This is a genomic window from Vibrio sp. TRT 1302 (assembly GCF_050113875.1).
Lineage (GTDB): Bacteria > Pseudomonadota > Gammaproteobacteria > Enterobacterales > Vibrionaceae > Vibrio.
The window spans coordinates 38,047-55,847 of the sequence record NZ_JBNJOF010000011.1 but is presented as its reverse complement, the minus strand read 5'-3'; the positions used below and the strand labels follow the sequence as shown (position 1 = coordinate 55,847).

The 17,801-nt window shown below is 45.0% G+C and carries 18 protein-coding genes; 1 reads left to right on the top strand and 17 read right to left on the bottom strand.

Features of this window, described 5'->3' with window-relative positions; all coding sequences use genetic code 11:
- Positions 1-259: 259 nt before the first annotated feature.
- Positions 260-637 carry a MarR family transcriptional regulator gene (locus ACQEXP_RS13720; RefSeq protein ID WP_138971333.1) on the bottom strand — a complete coding sequence of 126 codons (378 nt, stop codon included), beginning with the start codon at positions 635-637 and terminating at the stop codon, positions 260-262.
- Between the two features lie 219 nt (positions 638-856).
- On the opposite strand from ACQEXP_RS13720, the gene ACQEXP_RS13715 reads away from it, so the two are divergent.
- Entirely contained in the window at positions 857-1,525 is a 669-nt protein-coding gene (locus ACQEXP_RS13715) for a DUF2982 domain-containing protein (protein ID WP_426970461.1), read from the top strand.
- Positions 1,526-1,595: 70 nt separating this feature from the next.
- Here the strand turns inward: ACQEXP_RS13715 and ACQEXP_RS13710 are convergent, their stop codons facing one another.
- From ACQEXP_RS13710 to ACQEXP_RS13635, 16 genes are all read right to left on the bottom strand, one after another.
- A complete protein-coding gene (locus tag ACQEXP_RS13710) occupies positions 1,596-2,252 on the bottom strand; it encodes an MBL fold metallo-hydrolase (protein ID WP_426970459.1) in 657 nt (218 codons plus the stop codon).
- A gap of 89 nt (positions 2,253-2,341) precedes the next feature.
- Entirely contained in the window at positions 2,342-2,884 is a 543-nt protein-coding gene (locus ACQEXP_RS13705; protein WP_269376291.1) for a DUF882 domain-containing protein, read from the bottom strand.
- Positions 2,885-3,068: 184 nt separating this feature from the next.
- Positions 3,069-4,622 (bottom strand): L,D-transpeptidase family protein, encoded by a 1,554-nt coding sequence (locus tag ACQEXP_RS13700; protein ID WP_426970458.1) that lies wholly within the window; start codon positions 4,620-4,622, stop codon positions 3,069-3,071.
- A gap of 102 nt (positions 4,623-4,724) precedes the next feature.
- Positions 4,725-5,804: a DUF1513 domain-containing protein gene (locus tag ACQEXP_RS13695; protein WP_426970457.1), complete on the bottom strand. Its 1,080-nt coding sequence runs from the start codon at positions 5,802-5,804 to the stop codon at positions 4,725-4,727.
- Complete coding sequence (locus ACQEXP_RS13690) at positions 5,794-6,825, bottom strand: imelysin family protein (RefSeq protein WP_426970456.1); 1,032 nt, start codon at positions 6,823-6,825, stop codon at positions 5,794-5,796. Before ACQEXP_RS13690 ends, ACQEXP_RS13695 begins: the two co-directional genes overlap by 11 nt.
- Positions 6,826-6,834: 9 nt before the next feature.
- Positions 6,835-8,229, bottom strand: a complete 1,395-nt coding sequence (locus ACQEXP_RS13685; protein ID WP_426970455.1) for a di-heme oxidoredictase family protein — start codon at positions 8,227-8,229, stop codon at positions 6,835-6,837.
- A gap of 122 nt (positions 8,230-8,351) precedes the next feature.
- Complete coding sequence (locus ACQEXP_RS13680) at positions 8,352-9,614, bottom strand: imelysin family protein (RefSeq protein ID WP_426970454.1); 1,263 nt, start codon at positions 9,612-9,614, stop codon at positions 8,352-8,354.
- 169 nt (positions 9,615-9,783) lie between these two features.
- Positions 9,784-10,431, bottom strand: coding sequence for a GTP cyclohydrolase II (locus ACQEXP_RS13675; protein ID WP_269376285.1), 648 nt, complete (start codon positions 10,429-10,431; stop codon positions 9,784-9,786).
- 170 nt (positions 10,432-10,601) lie between these two features.
- Positions 10,602-10,769 carry a hypothetical protein gene (locus ACQEXP_RS13670; protein WP_171052144.1) on the bottom strand — a complete coding sequence of 56 codons (168 nt, stop codon included), beginning with the start codon at positions 10,767-10,769 and terminating at the stop codon, positions 10,602-10,604.
- Between the two features lie 186 nt (positions 10,770-10,955).
- A complete protein-coding gene (locus ACQEXP_RS13665) occupies positions 10,956-11,915 on the bottom strand; it encodes a GGDEF domain-containing protein (RefSeq protein ID WP_426970452.1) in 960 nt (319 codons plus the stop codon).
- A gap of 102 nt (positions 11,916-12,017) precedes the next feature.
- A complete protein-coding gene (locus ACQEXP_RS13660) occupies positions 12,018-12,491 on the bottom strand; it encodes a DUF2947 domain-containing protein (protein ID WP_269376282.1) in 474 nt (157 codons plus the stop codon).
- A gap of 19 nt (positions 12,492-12,510) precedes the next feature.
- A complete protein-coding gene (locus ACQEXP_RS13655; protein WP_426970449.1) occupies positions 12,511-13,104 on the bottom strand; it encodes an HD domain-containing protein in 594 nt (197 codons plus the stop codon).
- Positions 13,101-13,679 (bottom strand): ribosomal protein S5-alanine N-acetyltransferase, encoded by a 579-nt coding sequence (gene rimJ, locus ACQEXP_RS13650; RefSeq protein ID WP_426970447.1) that lies wholly within the window; start codon positions 13,677-13,679, stop codon positions 13,101-13,103. The genes ACQEXP_RS13655 and rimJ overlap by 4 nt, the downstream gene beginning before the upstream one ends.
- Positions 13,680-15,224 (bottom strand): transcriptional regulator TyrR, encoded by a 1,545-nt coding sequence (tyrR, locus tag ACQEXP_RS13645; protein ID WP_426970445.1) that lies wholly within the window; start codon positions 15,222-15,224, stop codon positions 13,680-13,682.
- 100 nt (positions 15,225-15,324) lie between these two features.
- Positions 15,325-16,374, bottom strand: coding sequence for a YcjF family protein (locus tag ACQEXP_RS13640; protein ID WP_426970443.1), 1,050 nt, complete (start codon positions 16,372-16,374; stop codon positions 15,325-15,327).
- Positions 16,371-17,747: a YcjX family protein gene (locus tag ACQEXP_RS13635; RefSeq protein WP_426970441.1), complete on the bottom strand. Its 1,377-nt coding sequence runs from the start codon at positions 17,745-17,747 to the stop codon at positions 16,371-16,373. Before ACQEXP_RS13635 ends, ACQEXP_RS13640 begins: the two co-directional genes overlap by 4 nt.
- Positions 17,748-17,801: the final 54 nt, after the last annotated feature.

Sequence of the window (17,801 nt, the reverse complement as noted above, 5' to 3'; positions counted from 1 at the left end):
ATTACGTATTAATACGTAGACGAAAGACCATTCATAAATAAAAATCCATAAAAACAAAGTATTAAACATAGGCGGAAAACTCAGTAGTGTGAAAATATACTTAGTAAGTCGTACGCGATAGAAGACAAATATATTGATAAAAAGTGTGACTTGGACAGATAAAATTACCACTAGATATGAAAAAGCCCCGACATAAGTCGAGGCTAATACACATTAATCAGCAAAGCACTTAGGCTTGCAGTGATTTGTCCAGCGGCAATTAAACTGCTTTATAGATAACTTTGTTGCCCGCTAGTTGCTCTTTGACTACTAGATTTTCTTCTAATAGTTTCTTCAGTGCGCCCGTTGCCCAAGATGCTGCTTTCGCGTCGTCTTGACCTGCTGCCAGACCGATACCTTTAGGGTTGATGCCTTCTGCGTTGCTAACAACGATTTCTAGAACTTGTTGCTGCTTTGGAGTAAGCGCAACGTCAGTTGTTGCTGTTGCAGCAACGACTACTTTCTCCGCTGCTGGTTTTACAGCTACTTTCTTCTCAACTGCAGGCTTAGCTTTCTTTGTTGCTTGTACATTTGCAACTGTCGCTTTGATGCGTTTTTGCAGTTTTGCCTGCACTTTGCGCTTGTGAGCAAGTCTCATCGAGTATGTCTCCATTTCACTGCATACGGAGCAGTGGTGAAAATTTGAAGCGCGATTTATACCAAAATTTTGCACCCATTTACAGAGCACGGGTGGTTTTATGCCACAAAAATGCGCGATATGCTTGGATCAGACTACAATTTAATCAGTCTCTCCAGTGATCAAATTCGTCACTACTGAGTATATAAACAGAGGTATTACACTTACGGGTTGTGGAATATGCAAACGGTACACTTAACCAATCAGCCTTTCCTCATTTCATCGATTACGAGTCGCTGGTTAGTCGGATTTTTTTTAATCGGCTGCCTGTTTCTTATGCTCTATGCGCCAGGATGGCAACAAGCCGTTTTGACCGTGATTGCGATTCTTTGTCTGCTCGGATTCGGCTACTTGTTAATACTAAAAAGTACCGTTCAATTTACCCTGACAGCCAGTCACTTTCAGCAACACCTGTTTAAAGGTGGATGGGTACTCAAATGGAACAACATCCAAAAGATAGGTATCTGCCATTATGATCAGGAGGGGTGGCAACAGCCTCTTCCTTGGATTGGAATCAAGATTAAAAACTACTCCCCTTATTTAGAGAGCATATGCCCACGGATAGCAACTGAAATTCTGCTCAGTCAACGCGCCCTGCTCTATCTGGGCGCTCGTCAGCATCATCAAAGTGAACGATTTGAAGAGATCGTTTTAGACTCACAGTCTTATCGAAACTCAAGTGGTAAGGAATTTAAGGGATTGCAAGCGATGTTAGCGAATCGAATGAGATATCAGCGTGAGTATTTCGATTACGATATTTTTATCTCAGCAAATGACCTCGATAGAGATGCCGAAGACTTTGTCGGTCTTGCGCGACGTTATTTAGCCGCTGCCGATCCTGAGGACTGATGGAATGACTTGTCGGCAATGTCCTGCCCATTAAAAAAGGTCGCATAAGCGACCTTTTCTGTCTATGCCACTAATAAAGAGGCATTTCATCCGCAACGAATGGATTCGAAGCGCGTTCACGACCAAACGTTGACTCTGGCCCATGACCAGGGACAAAGCGCACATCGTTACCTAATGGCCAAAGCTTGCTCTTAATCGAGTGAATCAGGGTATCAAAATCCCCTTTCGGGAAATCGGTGCGCCCTACAGAACCATTGAACAGTACATCGCCAACAAAAGCCAGTTTCGCTTCTTCGCTGTAAAGTACAACATGGCCCGGAGTGTGTCCTGGAGTATGAATGACATCCATAACCTGTTGACCAAACACAATCTTATCACCGTCATTAAGCCATTGATTTGGCTCAAACGCTTGAGTCAAAGGGAAACCAAACATTTGGCTCTGGCCTTCAAGGCCTTGTAGCCAAAAGTTATCATCTTTATGCGGACCAATGATTTCTACACCACCTAACTCATCAGCCAACGGTTCTGTACCGCCAACATGATCTAAGTGACCGTGGGTCAAAACAAGGTTAATCACTTTGACACCAAGTTCTTTGATTAGCATCGCGAGCTGTTTCACGTCGCCGCCTGGGTCAACAACGATACCTTCCATGGTTTGGTCACACCAAACAATGGAGCAGTTTTGAGAAAACGAAGTGACAGGAACGACTTGATACTTAAGTGACATAAATAAACCTTGATAAACATCTTAACTCGCTGAACTATGACATTTGCCAAGCGCTTTGACAACACTCGACCCACGCCCTAGTGATAAAGCTATGACCAATAACGAACTGGACCTGTATCAATATGGACAAAATTACTACTTGGATAGTAACCCACGCCACCAAGTTGTAGCTCTCTAGAAACGTCTCGCACGCGCTTGAGACTGACACCATCTAGACGAAAATCTATCGCTTGACCAAGCATATGGTAGCTCTTCTTTGCCACGCCTTTTGACTTACCGCGCAATGATTCGTTCGTCGCTGGAGAGCGGTAGCCTGAGATAATCTGAACTTCGGCTTCGACACTTAGCGCTTTCTGAATCAAGCTAATATGATCGAACAGTTTCTTATCCATTGGATAAACTTCGTCACGTCTAAAATCGCGGCAAAGGTGATTCAGTCGGTTAAGTTCTCGTGAAACGTAGCGGGTACCATCAAAGTAACATGTTTCAAGCGCTTCTCGCGTATGGAGGTTTGTCAGTGCAAGCGTTCGAGGTTGGTCTGGGTATTTCGCCAATGCGACACTAGGAATACAACTCGCTACTACCAAACCACTTCCGGCCAGTTTAATAAAATCTCGTCGGGATAATGCCACTTTAAAATACCTTCACAATAATTGTTGCTCAAACGTGTCGACTGGTGACACTACCTAACTCTGTTGTGAAGTGCAAATGCATAAAACGTGCTCAAGGTGGCACTTGAGCACGGTCTTTTTGCTTAATTGTTGAACCTATTGATAAAAATAGTTTTGGGCGACCACGGTGAAGGTTTGGTCAATTTTATCCCTTTGTGTAACTAAATCTGTCGAGGCGGTAAATGTCTTCCCTGTAGTGGACATTGCCTTCCTCATACCATGCCGTTTGGTAAATGATATGGACTGGAATACGATTTTTGAGAGGGATCGACTGATTGGGGGTCGGTGTCTGTTGAGCTTCTTCATCCATCACTAAACCCTGAGTTTGCAGTAAGGTATCCGCAAACACATCTGCATGCTCAACTCGAATACATCCGGAACTAAACGCTCGTTGTGTTTCAGCAAACAAGTTTTTACTTGGTGTATCGTGCAGATAAATCGCTCGTCGATTAGGCGTATTAAATTTATAAAGGCCTAACGCATTAGCGCGCCCTGAAAGCTGCGTCATACGATAAGGAAACTGTTCTGGCTTGAGGTTTTTCCAGTCAATATCGTTAGGGTCTATCACTTCTTGTGAGCCCCACTTGGGAATAATCTGGATATTGTGATTGACGAGATAATCCCTATCCTGCTGCACTTTCGGGATAATATCTTCCACCATGATTTTCCAAGGGACATTCCAAGTGGGATTGAGAATCAATGAGTCTAATTTCGTCATCATTAATGGTGTTGGACGAGCCTTTTTACCCACCACAACTTTTGATTCGAATACCGTTTGTCCCGAATTCCAGTATTTCATTTGGAAGCTCGGAACATTAACCACGATAATCGTGTCGCGCTCTGCTGGCCAGTAACGAATGCGCTCAGCGTTAATCGCTAAAATGGCTAGCCGCTTCTCGATGGGTAAGTTAATCCACTTAATGGTTTCTGGGCCAATTATGCCATCGGCCTTTAAGCCATGTAGTCGCTGAAACTCTTTCACTGCGTTTTCTAGTGAACTGTCATACCAACTGACGTCTTTGCGTACATCCAATAGGTTAACGTCGACTATTTCTAGCCTTTGAAGCAGTACCTCCCGATTGTCCAGCTTATCTCCAACCTTAACCAAACCTGACTGTCGATACACTGGTGTATCGATTTTTTGGTATTTGACCATATGCAGGTAGGTATCAACGAGATCCTGATAGCCAGAAGAGTCAGGAGTATACGCTTCAATCAGCTCACCCAGTTGCTGCTGCACAATCGCTCTGTGGGTGGCAATTAATGCACTGTTGGGAGGAAGAGGAAGAGATTGCGTCATTTTGCGTTCAAAGAACCAGTCTTGTCCGCGAGTCTTCGCCACTTCGGCATAGCTCATGTAGAGCAGTAAGGTATCGGTTGCAAGTAAGTCATACTCGTACCAGCGATTACTCTTGCGGTAAAACTGCAAATAGCTTAGTTGACGGGAAAATAACGCGCTAAAACCAGCGTGATCGATGACTTCAAGCTGAAACTCTAACTTGCTACTTTGTTGCAGATCGAACCAGATCATCTGATTGTTGTTATTGCGGTAAATATCTTCAACCACAGCAGGGTATTGCAGCAATCGATGCAGTAGACTGTCCGACTTCAACCATCCTATCTGATTAAAATAAGGGGCAGATAGCACCGCTGAAGGAGTCAGACACAATAATATCAACCAATAAGCCCATCTTCGCATTGTCACATCCCTGCCATACGTTTAAGTAAAGTATGGCAGAGATGAAAGCGCTCGGTATGACTTGTTTTTAAGACTGACGGGAGTGTCTTAGTTTTGAAGAAATTAGCCGCTCAGTCTCGCCCAATGATTATCCCACTGCACGCCAGATTGAACGATCTCCTTAGCGCCTGGCGCTGACTGGCTAATAACACCACCGCTACCTGAACTAACTTTAAACTGATCACTTTCAACGACGACTCCAGAGGCATCAGGCAGTGGAGCCAACTCAACAAGCTGGTGCGTCTCTTTCGACCAAATACCGTAGCAGTTTCCGCGAGGAGAAGTCGCTAAAATCCACTCTTGCGTTGCCGCTATACTTGCAATGTAGTGATCAAAGCGAGCCCATTGCTCAGGCTCTGCTTGTAACGGCACAAGCTCTCCTCCCGCTTTATGCATAGCCAACAGCGAAGGATATTCATCCGGCTCACCTCGGTACTGCTGCCCACAAAGTACCGTGTCTGAACCATCGTGGGCCAAATGTCGGATACTGAGTTTGTGATCGCTCAGTCCCACTTGCTCGATAAGTTCGCCATTGTTATTTAAGTAACTCAGACTCGGCATCATTGTAGCCAAGTTGAGCGGCTCACGCCCATTGGTATGCACCCCGCCGACACCGATAACCAAGGTATCATTTGGCATCACGATCACTTCATGAGGGCCGACACCAAACCCGCTAAACTCAGCGACTTTTTCGTAACCTGCAGCAACATCATAAACACCAATAATGCCTCGGCTGGTTCCACGCTCACCTTCAGTGGCATATAACCACTGTCCGTCATTCGAGTAGACACCATGTCCGTAATAATGACGGTTGCTGTCCGCGGCTCTCAGTTTAATCGCATCCCCCGTCTGAAAGTCAAACACCTGAAAGTAGGTCCCCGGCCGACGTCCAAAGGCCACGGCGTGATTCAGTTTTGCTAAAGTAGCGACGCCATGTCCTCTTTGCGGAAGAGGTACTGAGTGGATTGGCATACCATACGAGTCTGCAACCACTGCACTGTAGCGATCTCGACCTGCAATAGCGCATCCAACCAGAGCGGGTTGCTTCATTTTCGGTTTGGTAGAGACACATCCAACAAGAGGATAAGCCGCTCCAAATAGAGCCGCCTTTAGCAATTTACGACGAGTATTATTAGTCACCATCAGTTGCGTTAAATCCTATAATTACGCCTAGCTCAATCGCGACTTCTTCATGAATCAGATATTTCAATTGCTCTAGTTTATTGTATTGAGAGTACGCGTTTTGGTAGCCTTGCTTGGTTTGCAACATATCGAACAAGCTCATGTCCGTTGGCCAAGTCTCAATGGTCATTGCAAACTGATTAACCACTCGATCAGCAAGATCCGATTTGCCTTGCTCACGCAGTATCGCATCCAGTCCATTGCCCTCGGCAAAATAGAGTTTTTCTATCGCAACTATATTGGCACGAAGGTTTTGCATCGACGTTTTAGAGCGCCAAGACTCTGAAAAATATGGGCGAGGTTTACCAAAATTCGCCAGCGGGCGGCTCATTTTTTTCATGCTGTATTCGAGCTGGTTAGACAGCAGCGCAATATACTCTGATTGCCATTGCTGTTTGTTAAGCTCAACCCAAGGGTTCAACGTCCATGCGTCAGCAATTTTATTGGCATTACTTTGAAGATTTTCTGCGATCGACGTTGCGGTCTGACAAGTTCGAGGATTGCCCGTCAAATCAGAGGCTTGATCAAACAGCAACCATTCAACTGAACCTAGTCCCTGAACGGTGACACTCTGAAGCGCAATAGCTTGCGCCGACCAAGCATTAGGCTGCTTGATCAATGCACTCATTTTAAGCCCAGTGGTATTTTTTTTGTCGGGCCAAAACTGGACGTTCCAACTTTGTGCCAAAGCAGCTTCTGGGCCGCGCTCTTGTCCTTGGAGCGCCATCCAACTCAGCATAGTCTGATGCCATTGAGATTTGACTGCTTCAATATCTGTGGTCGAAGCACAATAGCTTGATATTGAGTCGGTGAGCTTATCTGCCTCTGTTCTAAACTTCTGCGCAGACATAAACTCGACTTGATAAACGGCCTGACTATAGTGATCCGTCAGTTGAGGCTGATTTGCATCATTTCCAATACTTTGGCAACCCAAGACTGACAACGAAAATGATGAGGCTAGAACAAGCTTGGTATAGTTCATCTGTAATTCCTATAGCGAGTTAAGAAATGCAATCAGTGCATCTCGTTCTGTCTTATTAAACTGCAACACCTTCTGTTTTGCGGCTTCAGCTTCTCCGCCATGCCACAGTACCGCTTCCATCAGGTTACGTGCGCGTCCGTCATGCAGAAAATAAGTGTGGCCATTAACTTCTTTGGTATAGCCAATACCCCATAATGGCTGTGTTCTCCACTCCTGCCCATTCGCCAGATATTCTGGGCGATTGTCAGCAAGCCCTGGCCCCATATCATGCAGCAGCATGTCGGTATATGGGTGAATGGTTTGGTTAGACAAGGATGGCAGTTCTTCGCGTATTGCCGTCTTTACGTTGGTTTTATGACAGCTTTCACAACCCGCTTTTGCAAACAATTGTTGCCCTAATTTCACTTCCGGCTTTTCGACATTTCGTCTCGCTGGAACCGCTAAGTGCTGTGAATAGAACTCTACGAAATCAAGAATGTTATCACTGACCTCAGGTGAACCACCGTTAGGTAACTCGCTACAAAGTGTCTGCTTAGCAGTACAGTTCTCATTTGGAAATAGCGTGCTAGTTAGACCTACGTCGCCGTTAAAAGCCGCAGCATTCTGCTGCATTAAGTTCGGTTGTCCCGCTTTCCAGCCAAATCGACCGATAGCAAAATCATTGCCACGAACGTCCCAGACGATATTCAGTTTCCCTGAGATACCATCTCCATCCTTGTCTTGCTCATCTGCCCATGCTTTTAGTGTTGCATCAGGAATACTTTCTAGCAATCCAAGACCTATCATTGGTGGCGCAACACGAGCAGACATTTGCGTTTGCGGGTGCATCTCGCCGTAACCCAACTCAACAATCGATAAGTTCGGTTTACGCAATGACACACGGGTTCCGTCAGCAAAAGTCACCGGAACTTCTTGGTAGGTAATTTTTACTTGGCCTTCCGCCTTTTGATCTTGCAGAGCAAAATCTTGTAGTTGACCACCATAAGTTGGCTCAGGAATAGTGCCATCTTTGATATACGCCTTTTTCTGCTCAGCAGTCATTGGCGGAATACTTAATCGCACCAACATCGAGACCGCGTGAAGATCATTGGCCTCTGGTGGATGACCTCGCCCATCTTTAATGTGACAGTTTTGGCAACCATTTGTATTAAACAGCGGCCCTAACCCATCACGTGCATCGGTAGACGCTGGCGCCTGAACCCAAGGGTTACGGAAAAAACTGTTGCCGACACTAAAGTCCAGACGTTTTGACATAGGCAAATTGCCCGCTGGCAGCGAGAAAGCATTGGGGCCTTCTTTATCGACCGTTGTTTTGCCTCCCGACGTGACGTCATAAGCAAAGGATGAAATGGAGGTGCTAAGCATTAGCAAACAGGTTAAGACGGGTTTCAAGTACAACTTCATTCTGATGGCTCTCACAAGGCGCTATAACCGCACAGTTTAAATGGGAATGATTCTCAAAAACACATTGAATAAAAAACGGCAAAAGGGCTCTATTGAGCCCTTCGGTTTAAGTCATCGAGCGATTAAAACTCGTGATCGGCGGTGTCTGGATTCAAACTCGTGATACCGACAATTTTTGCCGCTCGTTCAATTTGAGCTGTCTGCGCCACTAGCGACATGATGGTTTCATTCACCAATGCGTTACCTTGCGTGTTACCGGCAGCAATCAACTGGTCAAAGAACTGGTTGTTCTTTTCAGCAGAAGTCACTAACTGACCAACTTGTGCACGAGTGACATCAAATTGCTTTTGAATCTCTTTGGCTGCTTGTTTGTCTTGCTGAGCAACAAGTTCGTGAATACTAGGACCTGATAACAATGTACCGTCTTGACGCTGATATGTGCCCGTGTAGACGTTGTAGATGCCTTGCTCATTGTAGTAGTGTGAATTGTGCGTATTGTCCGAGAAACAGTCGTGCTCATCTTCCGTTGAGTTGGCTTCTAGAGCAACTTTCATACGCTCACCAGCCAGTTCGCCAAGAGAAAGTGACCCCATACCAAACAACATTTTACGCAACCCTTTATCTGCGGAATCGTTGATCAACTCCTCACGGTAGTTGCCTTTAACATCCGCTGACCACTGCTTCTCCATCCACTCTAAGTCCTGAACTAACAACTCAGCGGCGGCTTTTAGATAGTCACCACGACGGTCACAGTTGCCGTTGGTACAGTTTTCACCGACCACAAAATCGGTGTATGCACGCGCTCCTGCTCCTGCATTAGTGCCATTTAAATCTTGTCCCCAAAGAAGGAACTCAATCGCATGGTAACCAGATGCTACGTTCGCTTCTGAACCACCGACTTCGTTTAGCTCAGCAATCAGCTCTGGTGTAATTTTCGCTACATCTAGTGTTGTTGCACCGATCGTTAGCTGCTTATTGGCAACGATGTTGGCATTTGCGCCTTCATTACCCAGTTCGTATTGGTATTCAGATGATACGTAGTCAATGAGGCCCTCATCCAGCGGCCATGCATTTAGCTGACCTTCCCAGTCATCGACAACAGCGTTACCAAAACGGAAAACTTCAGACTGTTGGTAAGGAACGCGAGACTCAAGCCAAGCTTGTTTAACTTGCTGGAATTTTTCGGCAGTTGGGTTCGCCAGAAAGGCTTCGACCGACTTCTCTAGCGATTGCGCTGTAGTCAGTGAATCGGCAAACACAGCATGAGCAACGTCAGCATAGTGCTCAACAACTTGTTCTTTGGTTACATTTGCTGCGAATACTGAGCCACTTGCCATCAGTAACGACGCTGCGACTGATTGAGCCAATAGAGATTTTACATTCATTTGAAAAGCATCCTTGTTGAGCTTAATAATTATTCTTCATTGCTAGTGCTAATTATTATCATTTGCACTACTAGATGCGAATAATACAAAGTTACAACTTTTTTGCAAGTAGCAAACAAAAAAAGCCTCACAGAAGTGAGGCTTTTATCAACATAGGTGATTCGTGGGATTACAAGTCTAGGTTATGTTTACCGTGAGACATCTTTGCTTTCAAGTAACCTTCGTTACCATCTTTAACATGAGCAGAAGTATTGACAACCTGTTCGATCTCAATGCCGAATTGCTTGAGATCGTTTACTTTCTTAGGGTTATTAGTCACTAAGCGAATTTTATCAATGCCGAGTGCCTTTAGCATCTGTGCGGCTTCGGTAAAATCACGCAAATCGTCACCAAAACCAAGGTGATTGTTCGCTTCGTAGGTGTTCATGCCTTCGCTTTGCAGCTTGTACGCGTCGATCTTGTTGTATAGACCAATACCGCGACCTTCTTGTCTCAAGTAAAGGATAATACCGCCAGATTCCGCCATTCGATTAATCGTCTCATCAAGTTGCTCGCCGCAATCGCAGCGGGATGAATGGAATACATCGCCTGTAAGACATTCAGAATGCATGCGAACCAGCGGGGTTTGCTGAGTTTGATCGGCATGTTTAAAAATGACAGCAACATGCTCTTTTTCGGTTTTCAATCCATGGAAAGAAAGAAGTTCTGCATCGATACTGCTGTTAGCACCGACTTTGAAGTCGACTCTGGCTCTTACTTCCGCCATATTTTTACTCACTTGGGTTTCTTGATATTTTAATTCTGTCGCTGCATTCATTGAAAATGCTCCACTTGAAGATAACTATGGGGACTCTTACTCTAGAATTCAACGATTAGATCACAATTGTTATAATATAACACTTGATATTTATGGCAATAAAAAACCTCGACGATCAGAAATCGCGAGGTTATCAATATTCAATGGTATGACTACAGGGGCAGACGTGTTTAATCTTGTTGGTTTTTCCACACAGAAAGTTCAATCCAACATGCTTCTAACTCTCGCACCTCTTCATCAGTCAGAAGCGACAAGGTCGGCTTGGATTGTGGAAGCGCATAAGCTTGAATTGCACTTATATGAGCATAAAAATCTTCGCGTAATTTAGATATGTTCATGGCCACTGCTTTTCCCTAAGACTCTATGGTTTGTAGAAACTACTCATTGAATTAATTTGTCTAAAAAATGATACCAAAATACCAAATCCACGCAAAATATAGGTTCATTATTGGGATATAAATCACATCATTTTATTGATCAAACTCTTTACTTTTCCGGCACTTATTAGATCCAGTAATGATCTTTTAAAACAGTTCCACATCGTCATCTGAGTTACCATTTCGATTGGAATAATCCCCTTCATAGCAACATATTTGATTACGCCCTTGCTCTTTAGCGTTGTATAGAGCGCTATCGGCATGATCAAGAATCGTCGGTAAATATTCGGTTCGAGTAATGCCACACACTCCGCAACTAAAGGTCATACTTGCAACCTGTGGGAATCGAAAGGATGCGATATGTCGACGAAAGCTATCAAGACGGTTAAAGCATGCCTGCTTATCCATCTGAGGAAGTAGCACGACAAACTCCTCTCCACCAAAGCGAAACAACTGTTCCTGCTCGGTAAAAAAGTGCTGCATTTGCTGTGCGAACATTAGCAATACCTCATCACCAATCATGTGACCGTAGGTATCGTTAATATTTTTAAAATGGTCCAAGTCAATAATAGCGACCCAAGCATTGATCTCTCCTTGCGGTTGATGCGCTGCTTGGAAGCAATAACTAAGTCGTTCTTCCAGCGTTTTTCGATTCAATAAACCCGTGAGTTTGTCTCGTTCACTTTCGTGTAAGATGACCAGATAATTACGGTAGATTTTCGCAAGCCCATTGATCAACAAATCATATTTATCCGGATTACGCGAAAGAGTAACCTTTAACTCGGCTGAGCTGTCATCACAGATTGGGATCGGATAGATACAGACAAACTCCCTTTTGCCGACTTGTTCATTGGTCACCGTATCTCGTTGATGATCATGACGCTCAGATTCTTGGGCTGGAAGGTCATACTGCCATTCCAACTCTCCACTGATAGGGTCTTTGCAGACCTTTGCAACCACAATCGATGTGTTGTTGACGTAGTGATTCAACTCAACGGATGTGATTGGCATCATTTCAGTTAGGGTGGCGACAAGACAGTGACCAAGCGAGACAGAATTCCTTTGTCCTGTAATTTCGATGATCGAGCGTATGATCTGATCTTCCATTATGGCCTCAACTCATCAACTTGCGATTAGCATGAGTATAGACCCGACTCCGAGACTGTGACACATGTAGCATATAAAAAGAGCAGCCATTGGCTGCTCTTTTTATTTTCGAAATCCCATTTTGACATTGCCTTTGGTATCAAACCAAAGCGCTTCGCCACGGCGACGGCCTATTAAAATTGGGCCATCATCGTAAAAAAGAAAATTCTTCCAATGCTTCTTAAACACCGACCATTTGGTCTCAATGATATTGTACTTCTCATAGCAAAAGTACACCGTAACGTCGTCTTGCCAGTCAATAAAAGCGTCAACTTCCGCAGGTAACGCTTCATCATCGGACTCCCAAGCAGACATCCAGTCCACCGTCTCTTTCCAGTTAGACTCTTTCATCGGCCAGTCACTAGAGCTAAAACGCTCTGAGTCAGGACTTTGAGCACTGATGTTTTCTTTCCACAACTGAGACGCTCGTGCTTGCGACATCGGTTTGATTGATTCTAAGTCAGCCTCGGGAACTGGCATAGATTGGTGAGTAAAAATCCATTTTCTTTGGTATTCGTCCAAAGTTAGGTATGACATTAATATTCCTCTTAAAGCGTTATGCTTTTAGCCAGCCATTGAGAGTCGCATCATTAATAATTTGCTGCGCTTTTTCCCATAGAGCCTCAGAGCCGTACTCTATTTTTTGATTTACTGTTAGCGCTTGTTGTCGTGTAACACCATGCTCTTGCCAGCTTTGCCCCTGATTATGGTAATTCAAAAGCATTGGAATAATCCTGTCCAATGCTTTGGCAAATTTAGCATCTGCTGTCGTCGCAGATTCAAACTCTAGCCAGAGTTCTAGCAAAGACTGACCTTGGTCACTTGGCAGCATACCAAACAAACGTTGGGCGGCTTCAAGCTCTTTCTGCTCTTGCTGTGCCGACGCTGCAACATCATAGACAAAGGTATCACCTGCATCAATTTCTACCACATCGTGGAGAAGCAACATTTTCACCACGCGAGAAATATCTACTGGTTGATTGGCATGTTCTTCCATTAAGATCGCCATCAAAGCGACATGCCAACTGTGTTCAGCACTATTTTCTAGCCTTCCTTGCGCGCTTTTGACTCGGGTGCGTCTCAGTACGGATTTAAGCTGGTCAAGCTCCATGAGCAGAGCCAACTGTTGTTCTAATCTCGAAGTGCTCATACTTGTGTCCAATTCGGATTAACTAATGACGTTAAACAATGATCTTCCCATTGCCCATCAATGAGCAAGTAGTCTTTCGCAAAGCCTTCTTTTTGAAATCCTACCCTTTCCAATACCGCTTCACTGCGAACATTGCGCGGCATATAACTCGCCATAATGCGATGCATGTTCTGAATGTTGAACATGTAATTGACCGCTAATTTTAATCCTCGTGTCATCGCGCCTCTTCCCTGTGCACCGTGTGCTAGGGAGTAACCGACATTACACGCATGGAATGGGAACCGAGAGATATTGCTAAACGAGATTGTGCCTAACATTTCATTTGTCGAACGGTCAAGGATCAGCAAATAGTAGCCCAGCCCCATTCGATGAAGCTCAGCGAGTTTGATGAGTCGCTGAGTCCACCCGGATTCTTCAAAAAAGGCTTCGTCTCGCTTGGGTTCCCACGGTTTCAAATGCTCTCTGTTAGCAATAAAGTAATCAGAGATCAGTTTTCCATCCATAGGCTCCGCACTACGAACGACGATGTCCTCATCCCACTCAAAGACTTGAGTAGGGGTACTCACTCTTTCCATTTAATTTTTTCTTATTCCGTATTCACGTAACTTGTTTGCCACTGAGGTGTGAGAAACATTGAGTCTCTTGGCGAGTTTACGACTAGACGGGAATGAGTGATATAAGCGTTCTAGCACCTGAGATTCGTACTCTTTCATGATCTCATCAAGTGAACCATCCAAACTCAATATCGGCCCATTTGATGTCGGCGTTTCGAGCTGAGGAAGATGGAAAAGATCCGCCGTCAAGTCGTCCGTTTCAAGCTCGGTCAAAGCGCGAAGCACCATGTTTTCAAGCTGGCGCATGTTACCTGGCCATTGATACGTCACTAACTGGTCAGCCAAATCATCTGCGATGTTCGGCTTCGATATGCCTAGTTGTTTTACGTACTTAGCAACAAACAACTCAAGCAGCGGTGCAATATCGTTTGAGCGTTCCCTTAACGGTGGAATAAGGAGTGTAAGCACGTTGAGACGATAAAAAAGATCTTCACGGAACACGCCTGACTCGGCTAAATCAGCCAGTTGATGTCTGGTTGAAGCAATCACCCTAACATCGACATGAACTTCATGCTCTTCTCCGACACGTCTAAACGTGCCATCTTGTAGCAATCGCAGTAATTTGATTTGCAGATGCGGGCTCATCTCCCCTATTTCATCAAGGAAAACCGTACCGCCATTCGCTTGCTCAAATATACCTTTATGGCCTTGCTGATGGTTGAATGAACCCGGTGCGTGACCAAATAATTCAGTTTCGGCAACATCGTCAGGCATCGAAGCGCAGCTCAAAACCAAGAACGGTTTAGAAGCTCGATTTGAACGGTTATGACATGCACGAGCTAGCATCTCTTTGCCAGTTCCCGTTTCACCTTGAATGAGCAGCGGTTGATCTAGCATTGACAGCTTCTTAGCTTGGCTAATCAGCGCCTTATGTCTATTTGACACCCCGACAAAATGCTCAAACCCAAGATTATTGTGTAGTGGCAAAGAGTCATCAAATATCGCTTTTTCCTGTACGGAACGGATGATCATCACCGTACTCGCCAGCACAGACTCATTTGACTCATCACTGATATAGACAGGCATGATTTCCATCATGTAATCCAAACCACCGATGACAATATTTTCTCTCAATCGAGTTATCTTACCTTCAACCCACTTAGCGAAATTGAAGTTAGGCAACAACGAGGTGATCTGATGACCAATGATTTCCGCTTCTTCACGACTAAATAGGGTCAACGCGGCGTGGTTTGCCATATCCACATTGCCTTTTAAATCGATAGCCAATACCGGTTCTGGCAGATTGTTGAGCAGAGAAATTAGCTCATTATTGTGGCGTTCAATTGGCATGAATTGGATTTTTCGAACGTCATTAACACCTGAGATACGGCGAATTTCAGCCATAAGCTCACTAAAGGTATCAAAGTCGATATCCGGACAGTTGAGGTAGATAATACCGCTCACATCGATTTCGATACCGCGAAGATCAATGTTTTTCGAAGCAAGAATATCGAGCAATTCACGAGTCAGACCAAGTCTGTCTTCACAAAAAACTTCTAGACGCACGGATGAGTTCCTAACTAAGGTGTCACGAAAAGTTGACAGTAGTTTCTACTAAGCCTAGATCCTCGTCAAGCAAACTGATATTACTTGCTTCACATTCGCACTATTTGATTGTAATAGCGGCGACTTTTTCAACGATTTGCTTGCGGATCGCCCCTAACCTAACTTGGCGCTCTTTGTTCCACGGTAAAGGTCTAAGTAAAGCCATCGCTTTGAGCCCCAATCTGGCGGTCAGAATGCCAACACCCAGTCCTTGACCCGCTCTGGCAGAGACTCTTCCGGCGAGATCCATCGACATCAGATCCATTCCTGCATCAACCGCCAATTCACTCGCTCCAGCAGCAGCCATATTGACTAGAGTAGCTTTGAACAATTTGAGTCTAGACCAGTAACCCAGCTCTACTCCATAAACGTCTGCGAGATTGTCGATCATTTTGAAGTTCCGCCACGCGACAAGCAACATATCAGCAATGGCAAGTGGACTAATCGCCACCAAAGCCGCCGATTCCGTCGCATGCTGTGAGACTATCTTAGTGGCGATTTTATCTTGCTCCGCCACCACCATGGCGTCATACATTTCAAGCACTTCGCTATCACTGTGCGAACCATTGATGCTATTGATCCAACGGTCATAACTTGGTGATTCAGTACGAATACCTGACTGTTTCGCTACTGACTGACAAAAGGCTTTCCCTTGGCCAACACTATTGGCCGCAAGCAACGCCTCACTTTGCTCTTGTACACTAAAGTGATGGCGTAGCTTACGCAGCTTATATAGTTCGCGTCCAATGGAACCAATTCCAAACATCGCGATGGTCGCGATAAACCCTGACCACCCCAATGAGAGCCAATCTGCGCTTTGAATAGCAGTGACAACGCTATCTATCGCTTGCCACCCGACCAAGCCTGAAAATGCAGTTAGCAACCCTGTTGCAAACCACTTTGAACCCTTTTGGGGCCGAATAATTTGCTCTAGATTTTGCTCTGTCTGGTCATCTTGATGTTCAACTTCAATTTCAGCGGGTACAAATTTTTCTTGCGGCTCAAAGTGCTTCTGTGAGGTCAGTTCTTGTTGAAGGGGGGACGACTCATCCCCAAACGTCTGGTCAAAGACGTGTTTCTGTTTTAGTTGCGTTTTATCTGACGTACTCATCTCAGCTTATCCCCAATCAAATACTCTAGTGCCTTGTCCATTCGGATATGCGGTAGCGGGTCATCTCCACCCCACTCTCTCGGTCTAAATGATGTGAACTCAAACCCTTGGTTCTGCCAATAATCCGCTGCAGGAAGCTTTTTCGGCACCTCACCAGGAAACACCGTCATAGCCTCTCCATCAAGCGTCGTTCCACGAATGGCAGGGCAAGACTGTTCACCCTGACTGATATACCCCGTCTCCGTCGCCTGTATTGACGCCATCGTCATGCAATTCATCTCGATGTTTTCATAAGAGGCGGTTTGCCATGCAGGATGCACCATTTGTTGTAATAGCGAGACGAGATGTGGATGCTGTTCTGGTGTCACATGGTCTGCTTTTGTTGCGGCAAACAATACTTTATCGATACGCGGAGCAAACAGGCGCTTGAGCATGCTGCTACGACCATAACGGAAACTATGCATGATTTGCTCTAACGCTTGGCGCATATCGTGAAAGGACTCATAACCCGCGTTAAGCGGTTGCAAACAGTCCACCAGCACAATTTGACGATCGAACGTTGAAAAGTGGTGCTTATAAAACGCCTTAACCACTTTTTGCTGATACTCCTGATAGCGAGCCTTCAACATGGCCAAGTTTGAGCCTTTCGGCACCTTGGCATTGTCATCAAAGGAGCAAGGGAAAAACTGCAACACAGGCGCCCCTTCCAGTTCGCCGGGTAACACAAATCGCCCCGGTTGTACCCAGTGTAATCCTTGTTCTTTGCATGAGAAAAGAAACTCCGTATAGCTCTGAGAGATGAGAGCGAGTTCTTTTTCGTTCAATGGCGCTGAAAGATCCAGCTTATCTAATTGCGCTAACCAAACCTCAGCCAGATCTTTACGTACACCCTTTAACGCCTCAAATTGCTTTTGAGACCATTGATGAAAGTTCATATCCAACAGAGGTAAATCCAGAAGCCATTCGCCCGGATAATCAATAATGTCGATATGTAACTTTGCCGTACTGCCAAACAGCTTCTTAGTTTTCTTGGTTGGCTTATACTTGAGCGCCAAACGTATCTCACTGACGTCGCGCGTTGGCTCAGGCCATTGCGGTGGTGAAGCAAGGACATGATCCATCGCCTCATCATAACCAAAACGAGGAACGAGCATATTGGTTTGCGGTTCACGCTTTGCGCCAATCAAACGCTTGTCACGAGCAGCACTTAACAGAGGTAAGTTATCGTGAGTGGAAGTATGAAGAAGTTGGTTGACTAGCGAACTGATAAACGCCGTTTTACCTGCTCGAGATAAACCCGTTACTGCAATACGAACATGGGAATCGACGCTTCTGCTGATTAAATCATTCACTTCTTGAGTAATATGCTTCATTCACTATCTCTTTTATACACACTGACGACTAGCTTACTGATTGTAACCTTAATC